Below are 21,652 nucleotides of genomic sequence, written 5' to 3' on the forward strand. Positions count from 1 at the left end.
ATCGTCATGGTCAACGATCGGAATCCGGCGTCGCCGGCGATGCGCCAGAGCGCGGCCGAAGATCAGGCCCCCCCGCTGCGCGCCCGCTACCGGCGGATCCTGGGATTCGCCGCGCGCGTGCTCATGCAGACGTGGTGGTTCGAGCTCGTGCTGCCGCGGATCGGCTTCACGCGCGTCGCCGAAAGCTCTCGCGAACGTCGGATGCGCGTGCTCGCGCAGCGCTTCCACGTGCTGGCGGTCGAGCTCGGCGGCCTGATGATCAAGGTCGGCCAGTTCATGTCCTCGCGCCTGGACGTGCTGCCGCCGGAGATCACGACCGAGCTCGCGGGCCTGCAGGACGAGGTCCCGCCCGTGCCGATCGCCGAGATCCGCGCGCTCGCCGAGGCCGAACTGGGGGTGCCGCTCTCACGCGCGTTCGCCTCGTTCGACGACACCCCGCTCGCCGCGGCCTCACTCGGGCAGGCGCATCGCGCGCGGCTGTCCGAGGCGGACGCCGCCGATGCGGGATTCGACGAGGTCGTGGTCAAGGTGCAGCGGCCCGGGATCGACCAGGTCGTGGCGACGGATCTCGCGGCTCTCCGCCGGGTCGCGGGATGGCTGCGGCGCATCCGGTTCATCGCTGATCGAGTGGACGCGCCTGCTCTCGTCGAGGAGTTCGCGCAGACGAGCCTCGAGGAGATCGACTACCTGCACGAGGCGGCAGCCGCCGAGCGGTTCGCCGAGAACTTCGCCCACGATCCGAGGGTCGACGCGCCTCTCGTCGCGTGGGAGCGCACCACGCGTCGCGTGCTCACGCTGTCCGATGTCACCGCGATCAAGATCAACGACATCGACGCCCTGCGTGCGGCCGGGATCGATCCCTCCGACGTCGCCCGCGTGTTCGCCGAGGTCATGTTCGACCAGCTCTTCACGCACGGATTCGTGCATGCGGATCCGCATCCGGGGAACATCTTCGTGACGCCCCACCGCGCCGGCGGCGCCGGCATGCCCGGCGCGTCCTCGGCATCCTCGGTTCCCGGCGAGGTCCACCCCGCCTGGCGGCTCACGTTCATCGACTTCGGGATGATGGCGGAGGTACCGGAGGGGATCCGCCGCGGGCTGCGGACGCTGTTCATCGCGGCCGCGTCCCGCGACGGGAAGGGCATGGTCGCCGCCGCGCAGGAGATCGGCGTGCTCATGCCCTCCGCCGAGAACCGCGAGCTGGAGCGGGCGCTCTCCGCGCTGTTCGCGCGCTTCGGCGGGATGGGCTTCGCCGAGCTGCGCGACGTGGATCCGCGGGAGTTCCAGGGCTTCGCCGTCGAGTTCGGCGACACGATGCGCTCGCTGCCGGTGCAGCTGCCCGAAGGGCTGCTGCTGCTCATCCGCGCCGTCTCGCTCACCTCCGGGATGTGCAGCGGGCTGGATCCGCAGTTCAACATCTGGGAGTCGATCGAGCCCTACGCCACCCGGCTGCTTGCGGACGAGAGCGGCAACCTCGTGCAGGAGTTCGCGCAGCAGGCGGTCTCGAACGCGGGCGTCCTGTGGCGGCTGCCGAAGCGGATCGACGACCTCGTCACGCGCATCGACGAGGGATCCGTCACGTTCGACACCTCGCGCATCGAGCGACGCCTTGACCGTATCGACGGCCTGATCCGCCGCGGCGTCTCTGGGCTGCTCTTCGCCGCTCTGCTCATCGGCGGTGCGCTCGTGCTCGCGGTGAACCCGGTGCTCGGCACGGTACTGATGAGCGTCTCGGCGCTGCCGTTGCTGCACACCCTGTTCGCCGGCTTGTTCCGCCGCGGGCCGCGCTAGCGTTCTCGGGGTCGGGCTCGTTTGTGGCGGGCCGGGTCCGGTTTGGGGCGCGGTTCTGCTGTTTGGGGCGTGCCACATCCGTGGATCCGGGTGTGGGGCGCCCCAAAACGGGGAAGTGCGCCCCAAACCGGGTTTGAGTGCCGGGTTGGAACCACGAGGTGGGCAGTTCCTGGTCTGAACCTTCCGGGCTTGTGCGCTCCGGGTTTGGGGCGCGTTCAGTGGTTTTGGGGCGCGTCTCGTCCGTAGAACCGGGTGCAGTGCGCCCCAAGACGGGGAAGTGCGCCCCAAAACCCGGCTCATAGGCCGGGCAGCGCCGACCGAGGGGGTGCTGCTCCCGGTTCGTCTAGTCCGGATTTGGGGCGTGTTCCGGCGGTTTGGGGCGTGTCTCGTCCGTAGAAGTGGGTGCGGTGCGCCCCAAAACGGGAAAGTGCGCCCCGAACCGGCCGCGACGGGAACCACCACGGGAACCACCACGGGAACCACGACGGGAACCGCGGCGGGAACCACGACGGGAACGACGAGGGTGCACGACCGGATCCCGGCCGTGCACCCTCGTCGGCGCAGTGCAGCGCTGCGGCGTCAGTCCTGCTCGACACCGGCCCTGCGGCGGGCGAGCAGCAGCACGCCCGCCGCGATGACGACGGCGCCGGCGATGCCGAGGCCGATCGGTGCTGCGGATCCGGTCGTCGCGAGCGAGCCAGAGCCGGAACCACCCGTGCCCGAGCCGGCCGAACCCGAACCCGTGCCGGAACCAGTGCCGGTGCCGGATCCGCCGTCGCCACCCGCTGCCGCGACGGTGAGGGCGGCCGAGGCGACCGTGGTGCCGTTGAAGGACACCGTGACCGTGTGCGCTCCCGCGGGGAGCGACGCGGGCAGCGCGGCCTGCAGCGCGAACGCGCCGGTCGCGTCCGTGGATCCGGTGCCGAGGGAGACCGGGTCGGAGTGCACCACGACCGCGAAGCCCGCCGCGTCGGCGGCGAGGCCGTTCGCGGTGACGGTGACGGATCCGCCGGGGCGCAGGTCGCCCGAGATCGCCACGGAGCCCTGCACAGCGGCGGGGTCGGCGACCGTCACGGGCGTCGCGGCGGAGACGGTGGATCCGATCGCGTTGTGCGCGGTGACCGTCAGCGAATACGATCCGGGCGTCACGCCGTCGAAGGCGGACGACGTGCTGAGGGCGTCGACCTCGGACGACAGGCCTGCGCCGAGCGACACGGTGTAGCCGGTGATCGCCGAGCCGCCGTCGGCGGGCGCCGACCAGGTGGCGGAGACGTGGGAGCCTGCGGGCGAGGCGCCGGAGACGACCGCCGCGGGCGCGGCCGGTGCGGCGGGTGCGGTCGGGGCGGGCGTCACGTGCCGCAGGCGGTACTCGGTCATGTACGCGAGCTTGCCCGGCTTGGCGTCGGAGTAGGGCTTGGCGAGCTTGGCCCACTCGCCCTTGGACTCGGCCTTGCCGTCGTTCCACGCGCCGAGCACGCTGAGGTCGCCCGCCGTGTAGCCGGACTGCGGGTCGACCACGGTGCCGGCGCCGAGCGCGACCTGCGCATGGCTGAGCTGCTTCACGAGCGCGAGGGATCCGGCCCAGTCGTCCTGGTTCCAGCCCGCCACGGGGATGTCCGCGCGGGTGCGCAGCCAGGTGCCCCAGTAGAACTCCTGGAACGGCACGGCACCGTCGGCCGAGTAGCCGATGTCGCGCGCGAAGTAGAGGATGCTGCGGAAGCGGTCGTCCTCGAAGTTCGACAGGCCCACGTTCGACGGCAGCTGGGCGGGGGTGATCGCATCGCCGTTCACGTCGCGCAGCCAGGTCCACTTGTTCGCCTGCATCGCGGCCCAGAAGTCCGCGTCCGAGAGGCCGGACAGGTTGCCGAGCACGCGCAGCCGGACGTGCACGTCGGGGCCGCTGTTCTCCTGGAACGAGGTGAGGGTGTGGTGCCCGTCCGTGAGATAGAGCACGCCCTGCGGGCCGATCACCACGGTCTTCATCGGGGCGATCGTGTCGGCCGTCTCGCTGCCGACCGGCACCGCGCAGGTGAAGGTGGACGGATCCAGCAGGGTCGCGTTCGGCTGAGCGCTCGCGGCATCCTGCTGGCCGTTCGCCTCGCACCAGTCCGCGAACTTCTTGTTGACCGCGTCCTTCGACAGCTCGGTGTCGTAGCGGCCGAGCTTGTAGTAGACCTCGTCGTAGCCCAGCGAGGGCTGCGTCGGGTGCACGTCGCCGATGCGCACATCGAGCAGATCACCCACGGGGGCGCACAGTGCTCGTGCGTCGCCGACGACGCACGAGGCGTCCTTGACGTCGGTCGGGCTGTCGGCCGCCGCGGCGGAGAGCGCCGAGACGACGGATCCGCCGAGGGCGAGGAACGAGGCGAGCGCGACGGCGAGCGTGCGACGCGAGCGGAGCAGGGGCACGGGAGTCTCCAGGGGATGCGGGGGCGGGTGCGGATCCGCGATCCGGATGTCGACCATCCGCGTGCGGGATCCGATTCGACCCTGGCCACCCCAAGCGGACACCGGGTTGCTCACGGATGAACAGTCGGTGACGCAGGCTGCCGGGCGGGTCGCCCGACGTGCTCAGCCGCTCAGGTGCGCCGTCGGGCGCGGAGGACGAGCGCGATCAGCGAAAGCACGATGACCACGACCCCGTAGCCGAGGCAGACCGTCCCGAGTCCCAGCGGAGCGACCAGCACCCCGGCGATGACGGCGGGCACGCCGAAGGCGAGATACGCGAGCACGTACAGCACGGCGAAGGCATCCGCGCGCTGGGTCGCGGGGATCCGCGGCGCGAGGGATCCGACCACGCCGAAGAACGCCGTGCCGAACCCCATGCCCGTGACGGACGCGGCGATCAGGTACGCGGGCAGCGAGCCGATCGCGAGCGCGAGCAGCGAGAGCCCGGTGCCCGCGGCGAGTGCGGCGGTGCCGAAGATCACGATCGTGCGGGCCGTGCGGCGCCGGATCGCGAACGCGGTGACGGCGCCGACTCCGGCCAGCAGAGCGACGGCGAGGCCCTGCCAGAGGTGCGCGGTGCCGCCCAGCTCGCCGTGGACGATCGTCGCACCGAGGGAGAGGAACAGCCCGCCGGTCGCCCAGCCGGCGATGACCGCCGGCGCTGCGCGCCAGAACTCGGCGCGGATGTCCGCCGGCACGGAGAGTCGGAAGCGCAACGATGCCCAAGCGCCGGGCAGGCGCGGCGCGGTCTCTGGCGTGAGCACCACCAGTGCGGCCAGCACGAGGTACACCACGGCGAGCGGGATGAACACGTCGCCGAGGGCCTCCGATGTCGCATCCAGCGCGAGCGCTGCGATCAGTGCGCCAGAGGCGAGGCCGATCCCGGGACTCAGCGCGTTCCAGAGCGCCGCCGTCGCGGGGCGCGCCGGCGGCGCGAGGTCGAGGACGGTCGCGGAGAGCGACGCGATGAGCAGCCCGCTCGCGACGCCCTGCAGGATCCGGGCGAGCACGAGCAGCGTCACGGATCCGGCATTCCCGAACAGCAGCATGCTGGCGGCGAGCAGCACCAGCCCGGTGGCGATCACCGGGCGCCGCCCGATGTGATCCGAGAGCGACCCGGCCGTGAGCAGGGTGAGAAGCAGAGCGACCGCGTAGACGGCGAACACCGCGGTGATCACGATCGCGTCGAACCCGAGGTGCTGCGCGAGCACCGGATAGAACGGCGACGGCGCACTGGCTCCGGCCATCATCAGGATCTGCGCGACGAGCGCGAGCGCGAATCCGAAGCGGGCGCGCGCGGGCCGCGCGGACGGCAAGGGCAGAGCGCCCGACTCAGGGATCCGCGGCACGGCGATCGGCTGGGTGGTCATCGACTGCTCCTCATCCGTTCGAGAATTCTCGAACGTTGTGCAGACTACTCGCCCTGCGCGGAAGGTACAAGTATTATCGAACCATGCCTGGCGCCGCAGACCTCCCGCATCCGGAACGCTCCGAGATCGAGCTCACGGCGGTGCTCTTCGCGCTGAGCGATCCGGAACGCCTGTCCATCGCGCGCCAGCTGGTCGACGGTCCGCTTGACATGGCCTCGTGCCATGCGACGGATCCGAATCTGCCGAAGTCCACCAAGTCGCACTTCATGAAGGTGCTGCGCGAGGCGGGCGTGATCCGCAACGACCCCAACGGCCGCCGCCGCCTCCTCACCCTGCGCCGGGAAGACCTCGACACGAAGTTCCCCGGTCTGCTCGAGGCTGTGCTGGGTTCGCCGGAGGTCTGATCCCGAACCGGCGTCACGGAGCGGCCGGGCCCAGCGGCGGACCTTCTTGTCAGGGGCCTTTCGCCGATGGCGACGATGTTGCCTCTCGGCCCGGTGGCGAGAGCTCCAGCGCCGGGTAGGCGACGGCGAAGGCGGCTTGGAGACCGCCGGCGAGCGCCGCGGCACCGTGCCCGCCGTGAGGGATCTCGCGAAGCTGCGCGTCCATGCCGGCCGCTTGGGCTGCTGCCGCGAACTTCTGGGCGACGAGCAGGAAGCGCGGATCGTCCTTGGCGGCGGTGAAGACGGCTGTCGTTCCCGTGTAGCTGTGTTGTGCCAGGAGCGTGAGCGGCTTCGCCTGCTCGTACTTCCTGGCATCGCCATCGAAGAGGCGTTGGAGCGCGTCCGCAGGGCTGGAGGCGCCGGGGAACTCCTCTCCGGAGACGCTGATCACCGTTCCGAACATCTCCGGGTGTTCGGCCCCGAGCGAGATCGCGCACTGACCGCCGTTGGAATATCCGGCGATGGTCCAGAGGCGGGGGTCGGGCGATGCGTTGAGGTTCGTGCGCATCCAGGGGATCACGTCTTGTGTGAGGTAGGTGCGAGCCTTTCCGATGCGCGAATCCACGCACCCGGTGTCTTTCACCTCGGCCCCTACCTGATCCGCGACCAGAACGATCGGGGCGAGGCCGTGGTTGGCTGCTGCGTACCTGTCCAGGACCTGCGAGATGGGCAGAGGGTCGGGGTTGCCGGGATGCCCCATGAGCATGAGCACGACGGGAAGGCGGGGAGGCGTCGCCGTCAGTGCGGCGGGAGGAAGGTAGAGGCCCGCGCTGCGGGCGCTGAATCCGCTGCTGGTGTTCGGAATGGACACCGTTCCCGTGCGGCCCTGAGCGGGCATATCGGCAGGGGGCACCCAGGTCTCCCAGAGGGGCTGGGCGGGGGCGCCCGGGTTCTGCGTGCTTGCAGAAGCGGCAGGCAGCCGGAGCGGCTTCTCCACGACGATGTTGAGCAGGTCGCCGATGCTCTGATTCAGGCCGAAGCCCGCGTTGATGCCGAGCGTGCCGACGGCCGCGGAGGAGAGGACGGCGATCACGGCGACACTGCGCCGGAGAGCCCCACGGCGGAACAGCGATGCCACTCCGACAGCGACGGCGGCGAGCGCCCCGGCGAGCCAGAGGTAGGTGGGGGTTCCCAGACTCCCTCCGAAGAGATCGAGCCACCGGACGCAGACCAGCCAGAGGGCGACCGCGGCGACGGCACCGGCGGTCATCGCCAACGCTGCGGTGAGGATCCAGCGTTTCGTCACCCCCCAGAGGAGGAGCGCGGCGACGCTGCCCCCGGCGATCACGTACACGACCACGGGAACCACGCCGTCGATGATCTGGACGTGCAGGAACCCGAGCCAGAGCGCGGAGAAGAAGTCGGTCACGTTCCGATCCTCGCGGGGCGGGATGCCGAAGGCATCCGGAGACCCTCTGCTTCTTCCCCCTGACCGGCGGTGCCTCCACCCCCGGTCAGGGGATCCGGCCGTCGAGTGCGCCAGAAACGATGGAAGAGCAGAACGCCGACCACGACGCGCATCCGGGAACTCAATGACAAGCCACGGCGAGAGCACGATGACCGCAATGGCGGCGATCCGTGACGAGCAGGGTCTTGGCCGCCGTATCAGCGTGCCGCCCCGCGGTGCCATCGTGATCGCGATGGCGGCCGTGATCGCCGTGGCGGGCGCCGCGGCCGCCTGGTTGCGGCTGCCGGGGACCGCCCGCGACACCCTCTGGGCCGAGGACGGACGGGACTTCCTTCAGGGTGCGATCGACTCGGGGTTCGACGAGGTGTTCGTGCCCTATGGCGGCTATCTGCATGTGATCCCGCGGCTCATCGCGGGACTCGCTGCCGCTCTGCCGGTCGAGTCCATGGCGGTCGCCATGACGGCGGGCAGTTGTCTGGTCGCCGGGGTCTGCACGGCGGTGGTGTGGCTGTGCGCACGCCAGATCCTCCTTCCGGTCCATGCCGCCGTCGTCGCCGCCTTGACCGTCCTGGCCCCACTGGCGGCGCGCGAGGTGCTGGGCAACACCGCCAACCTGCACACGCTGATGATGTGGACTCTCCTGTGGCTGCTGCTGGTCACGCCGCGCCGTCGAGGCGTTGCCGTCGTCGTGGCGGTCGTGGTCGCGTTCGCCGCGCTGACCGAGATCCAGGCGGTGCTGCTGATCCCCGTCGCACTGTGGCGGGTCCGCGATCCGATGCGTCGCATCGTCCTCGCCGGCCTGCTCACCGGACTCGCCGCGCAGGTGGCGGCTTCGCTGCTGAGCCCGCGCAGGCAGACGGCCTTCGGCCACGTCGAGCCTCTGTCGTACGTCAAGGGGTTCGTCGCGAACGCGGTCCTGCCCCTCGCTCTTCCGCAGCAGGCGATCGGGCCGGCGCTGGCCGGGCACGGTCTCGCCATCGTGGTCGGCGCCGCGGCGGCGACCCTCCTTCTTCTCGGCCTGCTGCTGCGTTCGTCGTCGCGGTCGCATCGGATCCTCGTCGCCGTGCTTCTGGCAGGAGCCGTCGTCATCTACTGCGGCAGCGTCTACGCCAACCCCGAGGACTACTACGACTACGCGCGCCATACGACGGAACAACTGCGTTCGATCTGGCTTCCGCGGTACGGCGTGCTTCCGTCCATGCTCATCGCCTCAGCGATCGTCGTCGCGGCAGACGGCGTCGCGAGGGCGCGACGACCGGGTTCGACAGGAGCGGTCCGCCGGCGGGCACTGCTCTCCCGGCTCGCGGTTGCAGGAGTTGTCGCCTCCATGGTGCTTCATTTCGGGCCGTGGGACACGCGGCGATCTCAGGGGCCGGCGTGGACCCCGCAGGTCGCGGCCGCTCGGCAACTCTGCGAACAGGATCCTGGCCGGGGCGACGTCACCCTGGAGCAGACTCTCGGCTGGGAGGTCAGGGTGCCCTGCGATCGGCTCGGCGGCGGCTCGTAGCCGATCGCTGCACCGCGCGCCGGGCGTCCTCTTCATCCCGGCGCGCGTCGGCCCGTTCATCGTGCTCAGGGCACCGCCGGATCAGAACGACTCCCAGCCGTCGTCGTCCCAGTCGGAGTCGTCGTCGTCTTCCGCGTGATTCTGGTCGTGCGGCGCGGACATGAGGCCGGAGATCCCCTGCGCGAGCAGTACGCCGCCTGCCACACCGGCCGCTCCTGCCGCCGCCGTCTTGAGGAAGCTGCCTCCCCCGGAGCCGCCCTCTGCAGGACCGGTCTGTCGACGCGAACCGAACAGTCCGCCCCATCGCCCGCGCCGTTCTTCGGTCTCGGCGGGGCCGGGAGGTGCGACCGCGGCCGAGGCCGCGTACGGGCCGCCGGCATCGGGGGCGGGCTGAGCCTGCTGGGCGGCGAGCGCTTCCTTCTGCAGCAGCACGGTCTGCACGAGGAAGTAGAGCGCATCGGGCTGGGAGCCGATCAGCTGGGAGATCAGCTGCGCGGCTTCGGCATCCTTCTGAATGGGGGCGGCGTTGCGCACGGAGTCCGCCAGATCGATGATCAGGCGCGCATCGGAGGTCTGCATGGGGATTCCCTTCTCACGGTGATGGATCGTTCATCGACGTCGATCAGTGTCGACATACCCATGCTGTTCATGTCGGAGAGAAAGCAGATCCGCCGTGTGGCGGGAAGGGGGCTCCCGATCGGTGGGTCAGCCGGGGCGGCGGGGAAGGGTGAGTTGCACACCGAACCCGTCTCCGCTGGGGCCCGCGACGAGGGTTCCGCCGAGCAGTTCGGCGCGCTCCCTGATGCCCAGGAGGCCCAGCTGCGCGCTCGGGAGAGTCAACGGCGGCTCGGAGGCGCGGCTGTTCTTGATGATGACGCCGCAGGACTTGTCGTCCGACCACAGCTTCACGCGGATCGCGGATCCGGGCGCGTGCTTGCGGACATTCGTCAACGCCTCCTGCACCGTCCGGTACACGGCGCGCTGCGCGGCGGACGGGAGATCGTGCGGAAGCTCTCCCGTCGCGGTGACGGGCAGGCCGCTCGCGGTGATGAGGTCGGCCAGTTCGGCGATGGTGGGCTGCGGGGCCAACCCGGGGCTGCGTGTGCCGGCGGCCCGCAGCAGCATCACCATGGAGCGCAGCTCGTCGAGGGTCGTGGCGGCCATCGTGCGGATGGATCGGGCCGCACTGCTCACCTCCGGGTCGGTGGCCGTCACCTGCAGCGCGCCCGCCTGAACCGAGATCAGACTCACCTGGTGCGAGACCACATCGTGCATCTCCCTGGCGAGCTGATTGCGCTCCTGCGTGAGGAGACTCTGTGCGTAGAGATCCTGCTCATGCTGCTTCGTCGCCTCGATCTCCGCGATCCTGGCCCGCAGATCGGACGCGGCCAGCGTCAGTTGTCCGAGCAGGATCGGAGCGGCGGCGGTGGCCAGTTGATAGACGAAGGTCACGGCTGTCCAGTTCTGATCGGCCGTGAACAGGTTGGTGAGAGGCCAGCCGATGGCCTCGGCGGCAGCGAACAGCGCTCCGCAGATGAAGAGCAGCCATCGCCGACGGGTGCGGCTCGCGAGCGCGAGCAGAGCGATGATCGGCGCGGCGAGGATGTTCGCGATGAGCGCGGCGGGCAGGGTCAGCGCGAATGCGATCAGCGGCCATCGGCGGCGGATCAGCAGTGCGGCGCAGGCGAGAGCACTGGCGCCGATGCTGAGTGCTCCTTGGTCGTAGTAATAGAGGAGGGTATCGGCGACAGCGATGACGACGGCGAGGAGGTCCGTCACCCAGGGAGGTATGCGCTGCCAGATCGCCAGCAGGCGGTTCATCGGCCAGGGCGCCGTTCGTCGAGCACGCCGGCACGCTGCGCCGCCAGGGCGGCTTGCACCCGGCTCGTGACGCCCAGCTTGGCGAGAATGGCGCTGACGTGGTCCTTGACCGTGCCGGCACCGAGGTACAGTCGTGCGCCGATATCGGCGTTCGAGAGGCCCTCGGCCACGAGTGTCAGAACCTGGCGTTCACGATCGGTCAGGGTGGATACCCGTTCGGCCTCCTCATCGAGCGCAGCTCCCAGGCCGGGGTGGGTGTCCAGCAGAGTTCGGGAGGCCCGTCGAGACAGCACGACTCCGCCCGCGGCCAAGGCGCGCACATACTGACCGAGCTGTTCGGGTTCGGTGTCTTTCAAGAGGAATCCGGAAGCGCCCGAGCCGAGAGCCGTCATGATGTACTCGTCCGCGTCGAAGGTCGTCAGCATCGCGACGGCGGGGCGCTCGGGCAGCGTCGAGATGATGCCCAGCAGGGTCAGCCCGTCGATCTGGGGCATTCTGATGTCGAGCAGGAGCACGTCGGGCTTCTCGGCCTTGATCACATCGAGCGCTTCGATGCCGGACGCGGTTCCGACGACACGGATGTCGTCGGTGGCGTTCAGGATCATCGTGAAGCCTGTGCGCACCAGCGCCTCGTCGTCGACGATCACGACACGGATCATGGGTTCCTCTTCTCCCTCCAGAGAACGCTAGGGCAAACAAGCACCCGATGTCCGGTCTCCGTCGCCAGATGGATCAGATCCCCGCCGGTCGACGGATGCGGTTACGCCGATCGGCTGACGGCACGGAGCGGGCGAACCGCTGGACTGGTGGCATGCGCCACGTTCTGTCCCGTCTCGCCCGCAGTTCTCTGCGGTACCCGCTGTCGCTGGCCCTCGCCGCCGCAGCGCTGGGGGCGGGGGTCGCCAGAGCCACCTGGGCGAGCGAAGTGGAGCTCCAAGGCGCGCACTTCAGCGTGCTCTCGTGGATCCTTCTCATCGTGTCGGTCGCGACGGCGGAGCGACTGGTGAGCAGTCGATGGGCGTTCAGCGTCGCCGCCGCCGCGACGGCTGCCGGCGTCGTGGCCGCGTGGGGCGTGCTGTCGGCGGCCGCGGCCCTCGGGGAGCCGATGTCTCAGGAGGCGCTGGGGTATCAGGTGTGGACGCCGTCCGTGACCAGCGCCGCGCTGCTCGTGGCCGTCTCCAGTCGTCTCAGGCCGGCGCCTCGCCGCACGCTGCGCTGGGTCGTCGGAACGGGCGTCGTCGCACTGCTGCTCATGTCAGGACACGCATCCGATGTCGCGCGGATCCTCGCCGCGCTCGCCGCGGTGCCGGTGGCGACGATCGGTCGCCCCGCGGTCCTCGGTACGGACTGGAGGCCCAGCGTGCAGACCCGCTGGCGCAGCGTCCTGGCATCGATCCTGGTGATCGTCGCGAGCGCGCTGGCGCTGGGTTCCGTCTCCCCGAACGCCACGGGCGTGCTGGCCTGGACCGGCGCTGCCATCGACCCGATCGTCGCTCCGATCGCATCCGTTCTGCTCGTCGTGAGCGCCGTACTCATCATGCGGGGCCGGATCCTCGGCATCATCTTGGGAGGCACTGCTCTTGCCGCGGTCGCGGCGAACACCGCGATCGAGTGGATCGTGCGCCCGATGCTCGACGGCGAGATCATCTGGCGAGGGCTCACGGGGGAGGAGGCCGAACTGCTGATCATCGTGCTGCTGTCGGGCGGCCTGCCGACGTCGGCCGCTCTGCTCCTGGCCCTGGGAGCACGCAAAGTCGTCCGTCGGCCCGCTCCGGTCGCAACGGCCCTGGACCGTCGGCGCTTGCATGCGGCGCTCAAGGCGTCGGGCGACACGACGTTCGCGCACATGGCCACCTGGGCGGGCAATTCGCTGTGGTTCGGAGTCGACGGCTCAGCGGTCGCCTACCGGGTCCGCGATGGAATCGCCTTCACGGTCGGGGATCCGATCTCCGATGATCCGCGCCTCGCGCTGCGCTCGTTCGCCGCGTTCTGCGAATCGCGGGGCTGGACGCCGGTGTTCTACAGCATCCATGACGAGTCGGCGTCGGTGCTGCAGGCGGAAGGGTGGACGCGTATCCCTGTCGGCACGGACGCCGTGATCGACGTGGAGGATTTCACGCTCAGCGGCCGACGGCGGACCGATCTCCGCACCGCCGTCAACCGAGCCGGTCGCGAACGGGTCTCAGCCGTGTGGACCACGTATGCCGACGCTGCTCCCTCGGTGCGGGGGCAGGTCGATGCGCTCTGCGCCGGCTGGGCCGACGACAAGCGCCTTCCGGAGATGGGCTTCACCCTCGGCGGGCTCGCAGAGCTGACCGACCCGGAGGTGCGGTTGATGCTGGCGATCGGAGCGGACGGCCGCGTCCAGGTCGTGACGAGCTGGCTCCCGCTTCATCGAGATGGAGAGCTCGTCGGGTGGACGCTCGACGTCATGCGTCGCGATCGCGGTGCGATGCCGGGCGCGATGGAGTTCGCGATCGTCTCGACCGTCCAGCAAGCCGCAGCAGACGGACTCAAGACGATCGGTCTGTCCGGTACCCCGCTGGCCGCGCACGAAGGCCAGCAGGCCGGCTGGCTGTCCCGCCGGATGTCGCGGCTGCTGGAGCCCAGCTACGGCTTCTCGTCGCTCGAACGGTTCAAGGCCAAGTTCGGCGCCCGGCATGAAGCGCTCTGGATGAGCTATCCGCAGCCGCTCCATCTGCCCAGGATCGGCCCCGCGCTGCTGCGCACCTACGTGCCCTCTCTCAAGCTGACGCAGGTCGTGCGCGCGCTGCGCGTCCCGTCCTGATGCCGTGAGGGCGGATCGTCGTCCGGACGCGGATCGTCGACGCCCGCTCGGCTCGGCCGCGTGCGGTCCCGAGGAGCAGTACGTCTCGTCGTCACCACCCATTAGTTGTAGTCGAGCACAAAAACGTTGCGCGCCAGGGTGCCCTGCGCATAGAGTCTGTCGAAGCGCTTCAACAGTGCAGCGCTCCTGAACCGATCGACGAAGCCCGGAGAAGCGATGATGGCGAAGATCCATGAGGTGGCGGAAGCCGCCGGCGTGTCGATCAGCACCGTCTCCTACGCGCTGAGCGGGAAGAGGTCGATCTCGCCTTCGACCCGCGACCGCGTCGAGCAGGCCGCGGCCCGCCTCGGCTACCAGCCGAATGCCGGCGCCAGGATGCTCGCCGGGCGCAGGACGAACATCTTCGCCCTCACGGAGCCGTTCCGCCCCGACACGCACGCCCCCACGCACATGAGCTTCGTGCTGGCGACCTCGATCGCCGCGCGTCGATTCGACTACGACATCCTGCTGCTGACCGATGCCGAAGCCTCGGCGGGCATGCGAAGGGTCTCGGCGAGCGGACTCGTCGACGGGATCCTCGTCCTGGATGTGGCTCCGCGCGACGATCGTGTGGCGCTGGCGCGGTCGATCGAGGTGCCGACCGTCTTCATCGGCGTGCCGGAGGACGCCGAGGGGCTGGTCTGCGTCGATCTGGATTTCGAAGCGGCGTCTGCGCTCGCGATCGACAAGCTCGCCGATGCGGGCCACGGCCGGGTCGGGTTCGTCGGACATTCGGAGGATGCCTACGAGCGGTCCAACTTTCCGCGGCGCGTGCGGCATGGACTCGAAGTCGCAGCCCAACGGCGCGGGATCGCACTGTCCGTCGTGTCGCCGCGCGAGGGGGAGGCCGGCCGCGGGGATCTTCGCGACGGTCTGCGCCGGCTCCTGCAGGACTCCGACGTGACGGCGATCGCGCTGCACTGCGACGACAGCGCCCACCGGCTCGTCCTCGCCGAGCTCGCGGCAGCCAGGCTCTCGGTGCCTGGCGACGTGTCGCTCGTCTCGATCGGCTCCACCTTCGACACCGGTTCGCTCTCGACGCCGATCGATCGGATCCCTCTGGACCCGCACGCCTCGTGCGAGCTTGCGGTCGAGCTCGCCGCACGCCTCGCAGACGGCGACACGGTCGAGGCCGGAGTGCGACTGCTCGCCCCGCAGTATCGCGACTCGGGCTCGGTCAGCCCTCCCCGATGACGCCGGGCCGGCACGGTCCGCATCAGGGCTGAACGCGCCGAAAGCCGGGGCCGCTCCCGCTTATCCGAAGCAGTACCCCTACCCGTTTCACCCATGTCGAAACGCTTCGACAACATTCACATGGAGGTAGCAATGAAGCGCACCAGAATCGTCGCGGCCATGGTCGCGACCGCGGCCATCGCGGCCGCCCTCACCGGATGCTCCGGGAGCGGCGACAGTGCCGGAGGCGACGGCAAGACCCTGCGGCTGTGGCACTACGAGAATGCCGATGGCGCCATGGGCAAGGCCTGGAACGAGGCCATCAAGATCTTCGAGAAGGAGACCGGGGCGAAGGTCGAGTTCGAGGAGAAGAGCTTCGAGCAGATCCGCTCCACGGCCAGCCAGGTGCTCAACTCGGATCAGGCGCCCGACGTGCTCGAGTACAACAAGGGCAACGCCACGGCCGGCCTGCTCGCCAGCCAGGGACTGCTGGCTCCTCTCGATGATGCGGTGAAGAAGTACGGATGGGACAAGAAGCTCGCCTCGAGCCTGCAGACCACGGCGAAGTACGACGACCGCGGCATCATGGGCTCCGGCAGCTGGTACGGCGTGCCGAACTACGGCGAGTACGTCGAGGTCTACTACAACAAGACCGCGTTCCAGGATGCGGGCGTGAAGGTGCCGACGACGCTCGCCGAGTTCGAAGCGGCGATGAAGACCTTCGCCGACAAGGGACAGACGCCGCTCTCCGAGTCGGCGGCGGAGTATCCGCTGGGCCAGCTCTGGTACCAGCTCGCGCTGAGTAAGGCCGACCGCTCGTTCATCGACGACTACCAGCTCTACAAGGGCAAGGTCGACTGGAACGGCGAGCCGCTGACCTACGCCACCCAGACGATCGCGGACTGGACGTCGAAGGGGTACATCTCCAAGGACGCGAGCGGCATCAAGGCGGAGGACGCCGGCGTCTCGTTCATCAACGGGCAGTCGCCGATGTTCTACTCCGGCAGCTGGTGGTACGGGCGCTTCATGACGGAGATCAAGGGCTTCGAGTGGGGGACGTTCCTGTTCCCGGGGACGGACCTCACGCCGGGGTCGGCGGGCAACATGTGGGTGGTCCCCGAGCATGCGAAGAACAAGGAGCTCGCCGAGAAGTTCATCGACATCACGATGCGCCCCGAGATCCAGGCGATTCTCGGCAACAACGGCGGAGTGCCGGTCGCGGCGGATGTGTCGGCCATCACCGATGCGAAGTCGAAGGAGCTCATCGAGAACTTCAACAGCGTCACCTCTCGCGATGGCATCGCCTTCTACCCCGACTGGCCCACGCCGACGTTCTACGACCAGCTGAACGCCGGACTGCAGGAGCTCATCAACGGCACCAAGAGCCCTGCCGAGGTCCGCAAGCAGCTCGGTGACCAGTACGCCGCCGGAGTCAAGGACATCGTCGGCTGAGCGACTTCAGGGGGCGCGCGGTGTCGCGCCCCCTGAACCGCTCCGATCGACGATTCCGTGAAAGGACGACGGCATGGCCGACTCACGAAGCCTGATCCCGGGTTCGCGCCCGCGCGCGTTCTGGCCCTATCTCCTGCCGGGGCTGATCCTCCTGATGGTGATCATCGTGCTCCCGCTGGCATGGAACGTCTATCTGACGTTCACGAAGTACCGCGGGATCCGACCGCCGCAATGGATCGGACTCGGGAACTGGCAGAAGCTGTTCGGCGACGAGGTGTTCTGGACCTCGTTCGGCAACTCCATCGCGATGATCCTCGCGATGGTCGTCGTGCCGACCCTTCTCGGCCTGCTGCTGGCGGCCATGCTTTTCGACCTCGTCGGCAAGAAGTTCGGCGGGAGGGTGGCCAGCTTCCTGCGCGCCACCTACTACCTGCCGCAGATCCTCCCGGCCGTGATCGCGGCGATCGTGATCGGCTGGATCCTGCGCCCGAAGAACGGCGCCCTGAACCAGGTGCTCGAATCCATCGGACTCGGTGGATTGCAGCACAACTGGCTGGGCAGCCCCGACACCGCGCTCGCCAGCATCATGGTGATCATGGTCTGGGTGCAGCTGGGCTACCCGGTCGTGATCTTCATGGCAGCGCTGCAGCGGGTCGATCCCGAGCTTTACGAGGCGGCGGAGCTGGACGGAGCCGGCTGGTTCCAGCGGTTCCGCGCGATCACGGTCAGCATCATCCGTCCGGAGATCTTCGTCGTCACCCTGACCTGCACGATCGCGGCGCTGAAGGTCTTCGGTCCTGTCTACGCGCTCACGCGCGGCGGCCCAGGAACCTCGACGATCGTTCCCGCCTACTACGCATACAGCGAGTTCTTCCAGTCGCAGCAGGTCGGCTACGGTGCGACGATCGCGACCGCCCTCACCGTGGTCATCGCCGTCGTCAGCGTGGTGTTCATCCTCGTGCAGAACCGCATGGAGACGAAGGAGGAGCAGCGATGAGCCGTCGTGGTCCGAACCGCCGCCGGTTCTCCGACTGGATCGTTCTCGCGATCGCCGTGGGGCTGGGCCTGCTCATCGCGGTGCCGCTGCTGCTGATCCTGATCAACTCGTTCAAATCGCCGGGGGACTACAACAGCTCCGGCCCGCTGGCGCTGCCCACGGGGCTCTACTTCGACGGCATCGTCGCGTTCTGGGAGCGCGTCGACTTCCCTCTCAAGCTCTGGAACAGCTTCTTCATCTCGGGCATGGTCGCCGTCCTCGCCGTCGGCCTGTCGATGCTCAACGCGTTCGCTCTCGGCATCGGCCGCGTCAAGGGCCGACTGTGGATCGTGGTTCTGATCCTGCTGGCCAACATGCTGCCGCAGGAGGTGCTGCTGTACCCGCTGTACTTCCTCTTCAAGCAGGTCGGCTTGTACGACAACCCATGGTCGGTGATCATCACCTTCACGGTCATCCAGTCGGCCTTCGGCACCTACCTGCTGTCCTCGGTGTACGGCACCTTCCCGAAGGAGGTGCTCGAGGCCGCAGCCCTGGACGGCGCCGGACGCTGGCAGATCCTCTGGCGCGTCGTCTTCCCGATCTCGCGCCCGACGCTGTCGGTGCTGCTGATCTTCTTCTTCATCTGGACGTGGAACGAATTCCTCATCCCGCTGACCTTCCTCGTGTCGAACGCCAATCAGACGGTGCCCGTCGCGATCACGGCGCTGCAGGGCGACCGGCTCATGGACGTCACCACCACGAGCGCCTCCGCGCTGCTCGGGCTGCTGCCGACCCTGGTCTTCTTCCTCATCTTCCAACGCACCCTCACTCGGGGCATCACGGCAGGAGCGGTCAAGTAATGAAGTTCACCGATGGGTTCTGGCAGCTGCGTCCGGGCGTGGACGCGCAGTACGCGCAGGAGGCGAGAGAGCTCGCGGTCGAGGACGGCGAGCTGAAGGTCTGGGCTCCGACGCGGGTCATCGGCACGCGCGGCGACACCCTGAACAGGCCGTTGCTGACCGTCTCGCTCGCCAGCCCCGCCGAGGGCGTGATCCGAGTCCGCATCGAGCATCACACCGGGGACGGCACGACTGGGCGCCGGTTCCCGCTGCCCGATGCCGACGGCCCCGTCGGTCGGGTCGGTATCGACGAGTTCGGAGGCTTCGTCGACGCGGGGAGCCTCCGAGCCCGGGTCGCGCCCGGGGCGCCATGGCACCTCTCTTTCGAGCACGACGGGGGGATCTACACAGCCAGCGGCGACAAGTCGATCGGCTACATGTCACTGTCATCCGGGGCCGCCGTGGCCGCGGAACCGGTCGGCGCGGACGGCGTCACGGGCACGGGACTCGCGGAGGCCCCGTCCTATCTCCACGCCCAGCTCTCCCTCGATGTGGGGGAGCTGATCTACGGACTCGGTGAGAGATTCGGCCCGCTGGTCAAGAACGGTCAGACCGTCGACATCTGGAACTCCGATGGCGGCACCTCCAGCGAGCAGGCCTACAAGAGCATCCCGTTCTACCTGTCCAACCGCGGCTACGGCGTGCTGGTGAACGATGCGGGGCACGTGTCGTTCGAAGTCGGCTCGGAGGCGGTCGAGCAGGTGCAGTTCTCGGTCTCCGGCGAAGCCCTCGAGTTCTTCGTCATCGCGGGTCCCACGCCCGCGGAGGTGATCGACCGGTACACGCGCCTGACCGGCAGGCCCGCTCGGGTCCCGGACTGGTCCTACGGGCTGTGGCTCTCGACCAGCTTCACGACGGACTACGACGAGGAGACGGTGACGTCGTTCATCGACGGGATGGCCGAACGCGGCATCCCGCTGGAGGTGTTCCATTTCGATTGCTTCTGGATGCGGGAGTTCCGCTGGACGGACTTCGAATGGGATCCCGCCGTGTTCCCGGATCCCGAAGGCATGCTCGCCCGCCTCCATGAGCGGGGCATTGCGGTGAGCGCCTGGATCAATCCCTACATCGCGCAGCATTCGCGCCTGTTCCGCGAGGGCACGGAACACGGCTACCTGGTGCGTCGCGCCGACGGCTCGTTGTTCCAGTGGGATCGCTGGCAGGCCGGTATGGCCCTCGTGGACTTCACCAACCCGGAGGCGACCGCCTGGTTCCAGGGCTACGTCCGGGGCCTGCTGCAGCAAGGCGTCGATGCGATCAAGACGGACTTCGGCGAGCGGATCCCGTTGGGGCTGTCCTGGCATGACGGCAGCGATCCCGAGGCCATGCACCACCGCTACACCGACCTGTACAACCGCGCCGTCTTCGAGGTCCTGCAGCAGGAGCGCGGCGAAGGCGAGGCGGTGCTCTTCGCGCGCTCCGCGACGGTCGGCGGCCAGAGCATGCCCGTCCACTGGGGCGGTGACAGCTCTTCATCGTTCGTATCGATGGCCGAATCCCTGCGCGGCGGTCTCTCGCTGTCGTTGAGCGGCTTCGGGTACTGGAGCCATGACATCGGGGGATTCGAAGGATCGCCGGATCCGGCCGTGTTCAAACGGTGGCTCGCGTTCGGCCTGCTCTCGAGCCATTCCCGTCTGCATGGCTCCACGAGCTACCGCGTGCCGTGGGCGTTCGACACGGGCGACGAGGCGCCAGGGCAGAGCGCCGTCGACGTCGCGAGGACGTTCGGCATCCTCAAGCGATCGCTGCGTCCGTACCTCGTCGCCGCAGGGGAGGAGGCGCACCGCACGGGGCGGCCCGTGATGAGGCCCATGGTGCTGGAGTTCCCGCATGATCCGGCGACGGCGCATCTGGACCGTCAGTACATGCTCGGCCCGGATCTGCTGGTCGCGCCGGTCTTCTCGGCCTCCGGCGAGGTCTCGTACTATCTGCCGGAAGGGCGATGGACGAACTGGTTCACGCGCGCGGAGGTCGACGGCGGCGGGTGGCGAACGGAGATCCACGGCTTCGACACCGTTCCGCTCTGGATCCGGGAGGGCGCCGAGATCCGGATGGAAGCCGCACCGACGTCGAGGGGGCATCAGGCATGAGCAGCATGGATCGGTACTCGTTCCCGCCGGGGTTCGTGATCGGATCGGCGACGGCCGCATACCAGGTCGAGGGCGCCGCGGCCTCGGACGGACGCACGCCGTCGATCTGGGACACGTTCAGCCATGAGCCGGGGAGGATCCTGAACGGCGATACCGGTGACGTCGCGTGCGATCACTACGGCCGGCTCGAGGCGGACCTCGACCTGATGAGCCGGCTGGGGCTCGACGCGTACCGGTTCTCGATCTCGTGGTCGCGGCTGCTGCCGAACGCGGGTGCGACGGTGAACCCCGCGGGCCGCGACTTCTACGAGCGGCTGGTCGACGGACTGCTGGCCCGGGGGATCCGACCCATCGCCACGCTGTACCACTGGGATCTGCCGCAGGAGCTCGAGGACGCGGGCGGGTGGACCTCCCGTGACACCGCGTCGAGGTTCGCCGACTACGCGGCGCGAGCGACACGGATCCTCGGAGACCGGGTGCATACCTGGACGACCCTCAACGAACCGTGGTGCTCGGCCTATCTCGGCTACGGCTCGGGGGCGCATGCGCCGGGGCGCACGGACGGCGCTGCGGCGCTCGCCGCCGTGCATCACCTGAACCTCGCGCACGGGCTCGCCGTGCCCGAGATCAGGCGCGAGGCGCGCAACGCGCCCGACACCTCGATCACGCTGAACTTCCACGTCATGCGGGGCGAGGACGCGGAGGCCGGTCGCCGTATCGACGCTCTGGCGAACCGCGCGTTCACGAGCCCCATCCTGCGGGGGCGCTACGACGATGACCTGCTTGCCGACACCGCATCGGTGACGGACTGGGCCTTCGTGCAGGACGGCGACCTGGCCGCGATCGCACAGCCCATCGACGTGCTCGGCGTGAACTACTACTCGACCGTCGCCGTGCGCATGTGGGACGGCCAGGGCGCACCCTCCCGCCATGACGGGCACAAGGACGTCGGGGGCAGCGCGTGGCCCGGAAGCGACCGCGTCGAGTTCCTGCCTCAGGAGGGGCCGTTCACCGAGATGGGGTGGAACATCGCGCCGGACGGCCTGGAGGAACTGCTCGTGTCGCTGCACGAGCAGTTCCCGGAGCAGCCTCTGATGATCACCGAGAACGGCGCGGCCTTCCGGGACGAGGTCGTCCGCGGACCCGAGGGACCGCGCGTGCACGATGAGGAGCGGGTGGACTACCTCCGCCGGCACTTCGCCGCGGCGAGCCGTGCGATCGAGCGAGGGGTCGATCTGCGCGGATACCTCGTGTGGTCGCTGCTGGACAACTTCGAGTGGGGGTACGGATACTCGAAGCGCTTCGGCATCGTCCGTGTCGAGGAGGGGACGCTGGAGCGCATCCCCAAGGACAGCGCGCTCTGGGTCGCCGACGTGATCCGCGCCCGCGGGGCTGCGCTGCCGAGCGAGGGGAGTTCCTCCGCTCCCTCCCGGTGAATCCGCGGGGG

17 protein-coding genes are annotated in these 21,652 nt (G+C 69.1%); 10 read left to right on the forward strand and 7 right to left on the reverse strand.

Going from position 1 to position 21,652, the window contains the following annotated elements; translation table 11 throughout:
- Positions 1-6: 6 nt before the first annotated feature.
- A complete protein-coding gene (locus tag RS86_RS07860) occupies positions 7-1,791 on the forward strand; it encodes an ABC1 kinase family protein (protein ID WP_045271656.1) in 1,785 nt (594 codons plus the stop codon).
- Positions 1,792-2,370: 579 nt separating this feature from the next.
- Here RS86_RS07860 and RS86_RS20790 read toward each other — a convergent pair.
- Together RS86_RS20790 and RS86_RS07870 are read right to left on the reverse strand one after the other, a co-directional pair.
- Complete coding sequence (locus RS86_RS20790; RefSeq protein ID WP_200892768.1) at positions 2,371-4,257, reverse strand: ParB-like protein; 1,887 nt, start codon at positions 4,255-4,257, stop codon at positions 2,371-2,373.
- A gap of 113 nt (positions 4,258-4,370) precedes the next feature.
- The gene (locus RS86_RS07870; RefSeq protein ID WP_052680152.1) at positions 4,371-5,609 is read right to left on the reverse strand and encodes an MFS transporter; all 1,239 of its coding nucleotides are present in this window, start codon (positions 5,607-5,609) and stop codon (positions 4,371-4,373) included.
- Positions 5,610-5,692: 83 nt separating this feature from the next.
- Between RS86_RS07870 and RS86_RS07875 the strand changes: the two genes are divergently transcribed.
- Positions 5,693-6,013 (forward strand): ArsR/SmtB family transcription factor, encoded by a 321-nt coding sequence (locus RS86_RS07875; protein WP_045271657.1) that lies wholly within the window; start codon positions 5,693-5,695, stop codon positions 6,011-6,013.
- 49 nt (positions 6,014-6,062) lie between these two features.
- On the opposite strand, the gene RS86_RS07880 is transcribed toward RS86_RS07875, so the two are convergent.
- Entirely contained in the window at positions 6,063-7,421 is a 1,359-nt protein-coding gene (locus RS86_RS07880) for an alpha/beta hydrolase (RefSeq protein ID WP_235281686.1), read from the reverse strand.
- A 196-nt stretch (positions 7,422-7,617) separates the two neighbouring features.
- Here RS86_RS07880 and RS86_RS07885 point away from each other — a divergent pair, with 196 nt between their 5' ends.
- Positions 7,618-8,967, forward strand: a complete 1,350-nt coding sequence (locus tag RS86_RS07885) for a hypothetical protein (protein ID WP_045271658.1) — start codon at positions 7,618-7,620, stop codon at positions 8,965-8,967.
- An 81-nt stretch (positions 8,968-9,048) separates the two neighbouring features.
- On the opposite strand, the gene RS86_RS07890 is transcribed toward RS86_RS07885, so the two are convergent.
- From RS86_RS07890 to RS86_RS07900, 3 genes are all read right to left on the reverse strand, one after another.
- Entirely contained in the window at positions 9,049-9,546 is a 498-nt protein-coding gene (locus tag RS86_RS07890) for a DUF2076 family protein (protein ID WP_045271659.1), read from the reverse strand.
- Between the two features lie 126 nt (positions 9,547-9,672).
- Positions 9,673-10,788: a sensor histidine kinase gene (locus tag RS86_RS07895; protein WP_045271660.1), complete on the reverse strand. Its 1,116-nt coding sequence runs from the start codon at positions 10,786-10,788 to the stop codon at positions 9,673-9,675.
- Positions 10,785-11,435 carry a response regulator gene (locus RS86_RS07900; protein WP_419177696.1) on the reverse strand — a complete coding sequence of 217 codons (651 nt, stop codon included), beginning with the start codon at positions 11,433-11,435 and terminating at the stop codon, positions 10,785-10,787. The genes RS86_RS07895 and RS86_RS07900 overlap by 4 nt, the downstream gene beginning before the upstream one ends.
- Before the next feature lie 164 nt (positions 11,436-11,599).
- Between RS86_RS07900 and RS86_RS07905 the strand changes: the two genes are divergently transcribed.
- Positions 11,600-13,576: a bifunctional lysylphosphatidylglycerol flippase/synthetase MprF gene (locus RS86_RS07905; RefSeq protein WP_235281687.1), complete on the forward strand. Its 1,977-nt coding sequence runs from the start codon at positions 11,600-11,602 to the stop codon at positions 13,574-13,576.
- 101 nt (positions 13,577-13,677) lie between these two features.
- On the opposite strand, the gene RS86_RS20795 is transcribed toward RS86_RS07905, so the two are convergent.
- Positions 13,678-13,845 (reverse strand): hypothetical protein, encoded by a 168-nt coding sequence (locus RS86_RS20795; protein WP_200892772.1) that lies wholly within the window; start codon positions 13,843-13,845, stop codon positions 13,678-13,680.
- On the opposite strand from RS86_RS20795, the gene RS86_RS07910 reads away from it, so the two are divergent.
- From RS86_RS07910 to RS86_RS07935, 6 genes are all read left to right on the forward strand, one after another.
- Positions 13,832-14,809, forward strand: a complete 978-nt coding sequence (locus RS86_RS07910) for a LacI family DNA-binding transcriptional regulator (RefSeq protein WP_235281689.1) — start codon at positions 13,832-13,834, stop codon at positions 14,807-14,809. The two genes, RS86_RS20795 and RS86_RS07910, sit on opposite strands and share 14 nt — an antisense overlap.
- Positions 14,810-14,941: 132 nt before the next feature.
- Positions 14,942-16,240, forward strand: coding sequence for an ABC transporter substrate-binding protein (locus tag RS86_RS07915; protein ID WP_045271662.1), 1,299 nt, complete (start codon positions 14,942-14,944; stop codon positions 16,238-16,240).
- 73 nt (positions 16,241-16,313) lie between these two features.
- Complete coding sequence (locus tag RS86_RS07920) at positions 16,314-17,237, forward strand: carbohydrate ABC transporter permease (RefSeq protein WP_045271663.1); 924 nt, start codon at positions 16,314-16,316, stop codon at positions 17,235-17,237.
- A complete protein-coding gene (locus RS86_RS07925) occupies positions 17,234-18,076 on the forward strand; it encodes a carbohydrate ABC transporter permease (protein ID WP_045271664.1) in 843 nt (280 codons plus the stop codon). The genes RS86_RS07920 and RS86_RS07925 overlap by 4 nt, the downstream gene beginning before the upstream one ends.
- Positions 18,076-20,205, forward strand: a complete 2,130-nt coding sequence (yicI, locus tag RS86_RS07930) for an alpha-xylosidase (protein ID WP_052680153.1) — start codon at positions 18,076-18,078, stop codon at positions 20,203-20,205. Before RS86_RS07925 ends, yicI begins: the two co-directional genes overlap by 1 nt.
- Positions 20,202-21,641, forward strand: a complete 1,440-nt coding sequence (locus RS86_RS07935; RefSeq protein ID WP_045271665.1) for a GH1 family beta-glucosidase — start codon at positions 20,202-20,204, stop codon at positions 21,639-21,641. The genes yicI and RS86_RS07935 overlap by 4 nt, the downstream gene beginning before the upstream one ends.
- Positions 21,642-21,652 lie beyond the last annotated feature (11 nt).

This window comes from Microbacterium azadirachtae (genome assembly GCF_000956505.1).
GTDB lineage: Bacteria > Actinomycetota > Actinomycetes > Actinomycetales > Microbacteriaceae > Microbacterium > Microbacterium azadirachtae_A.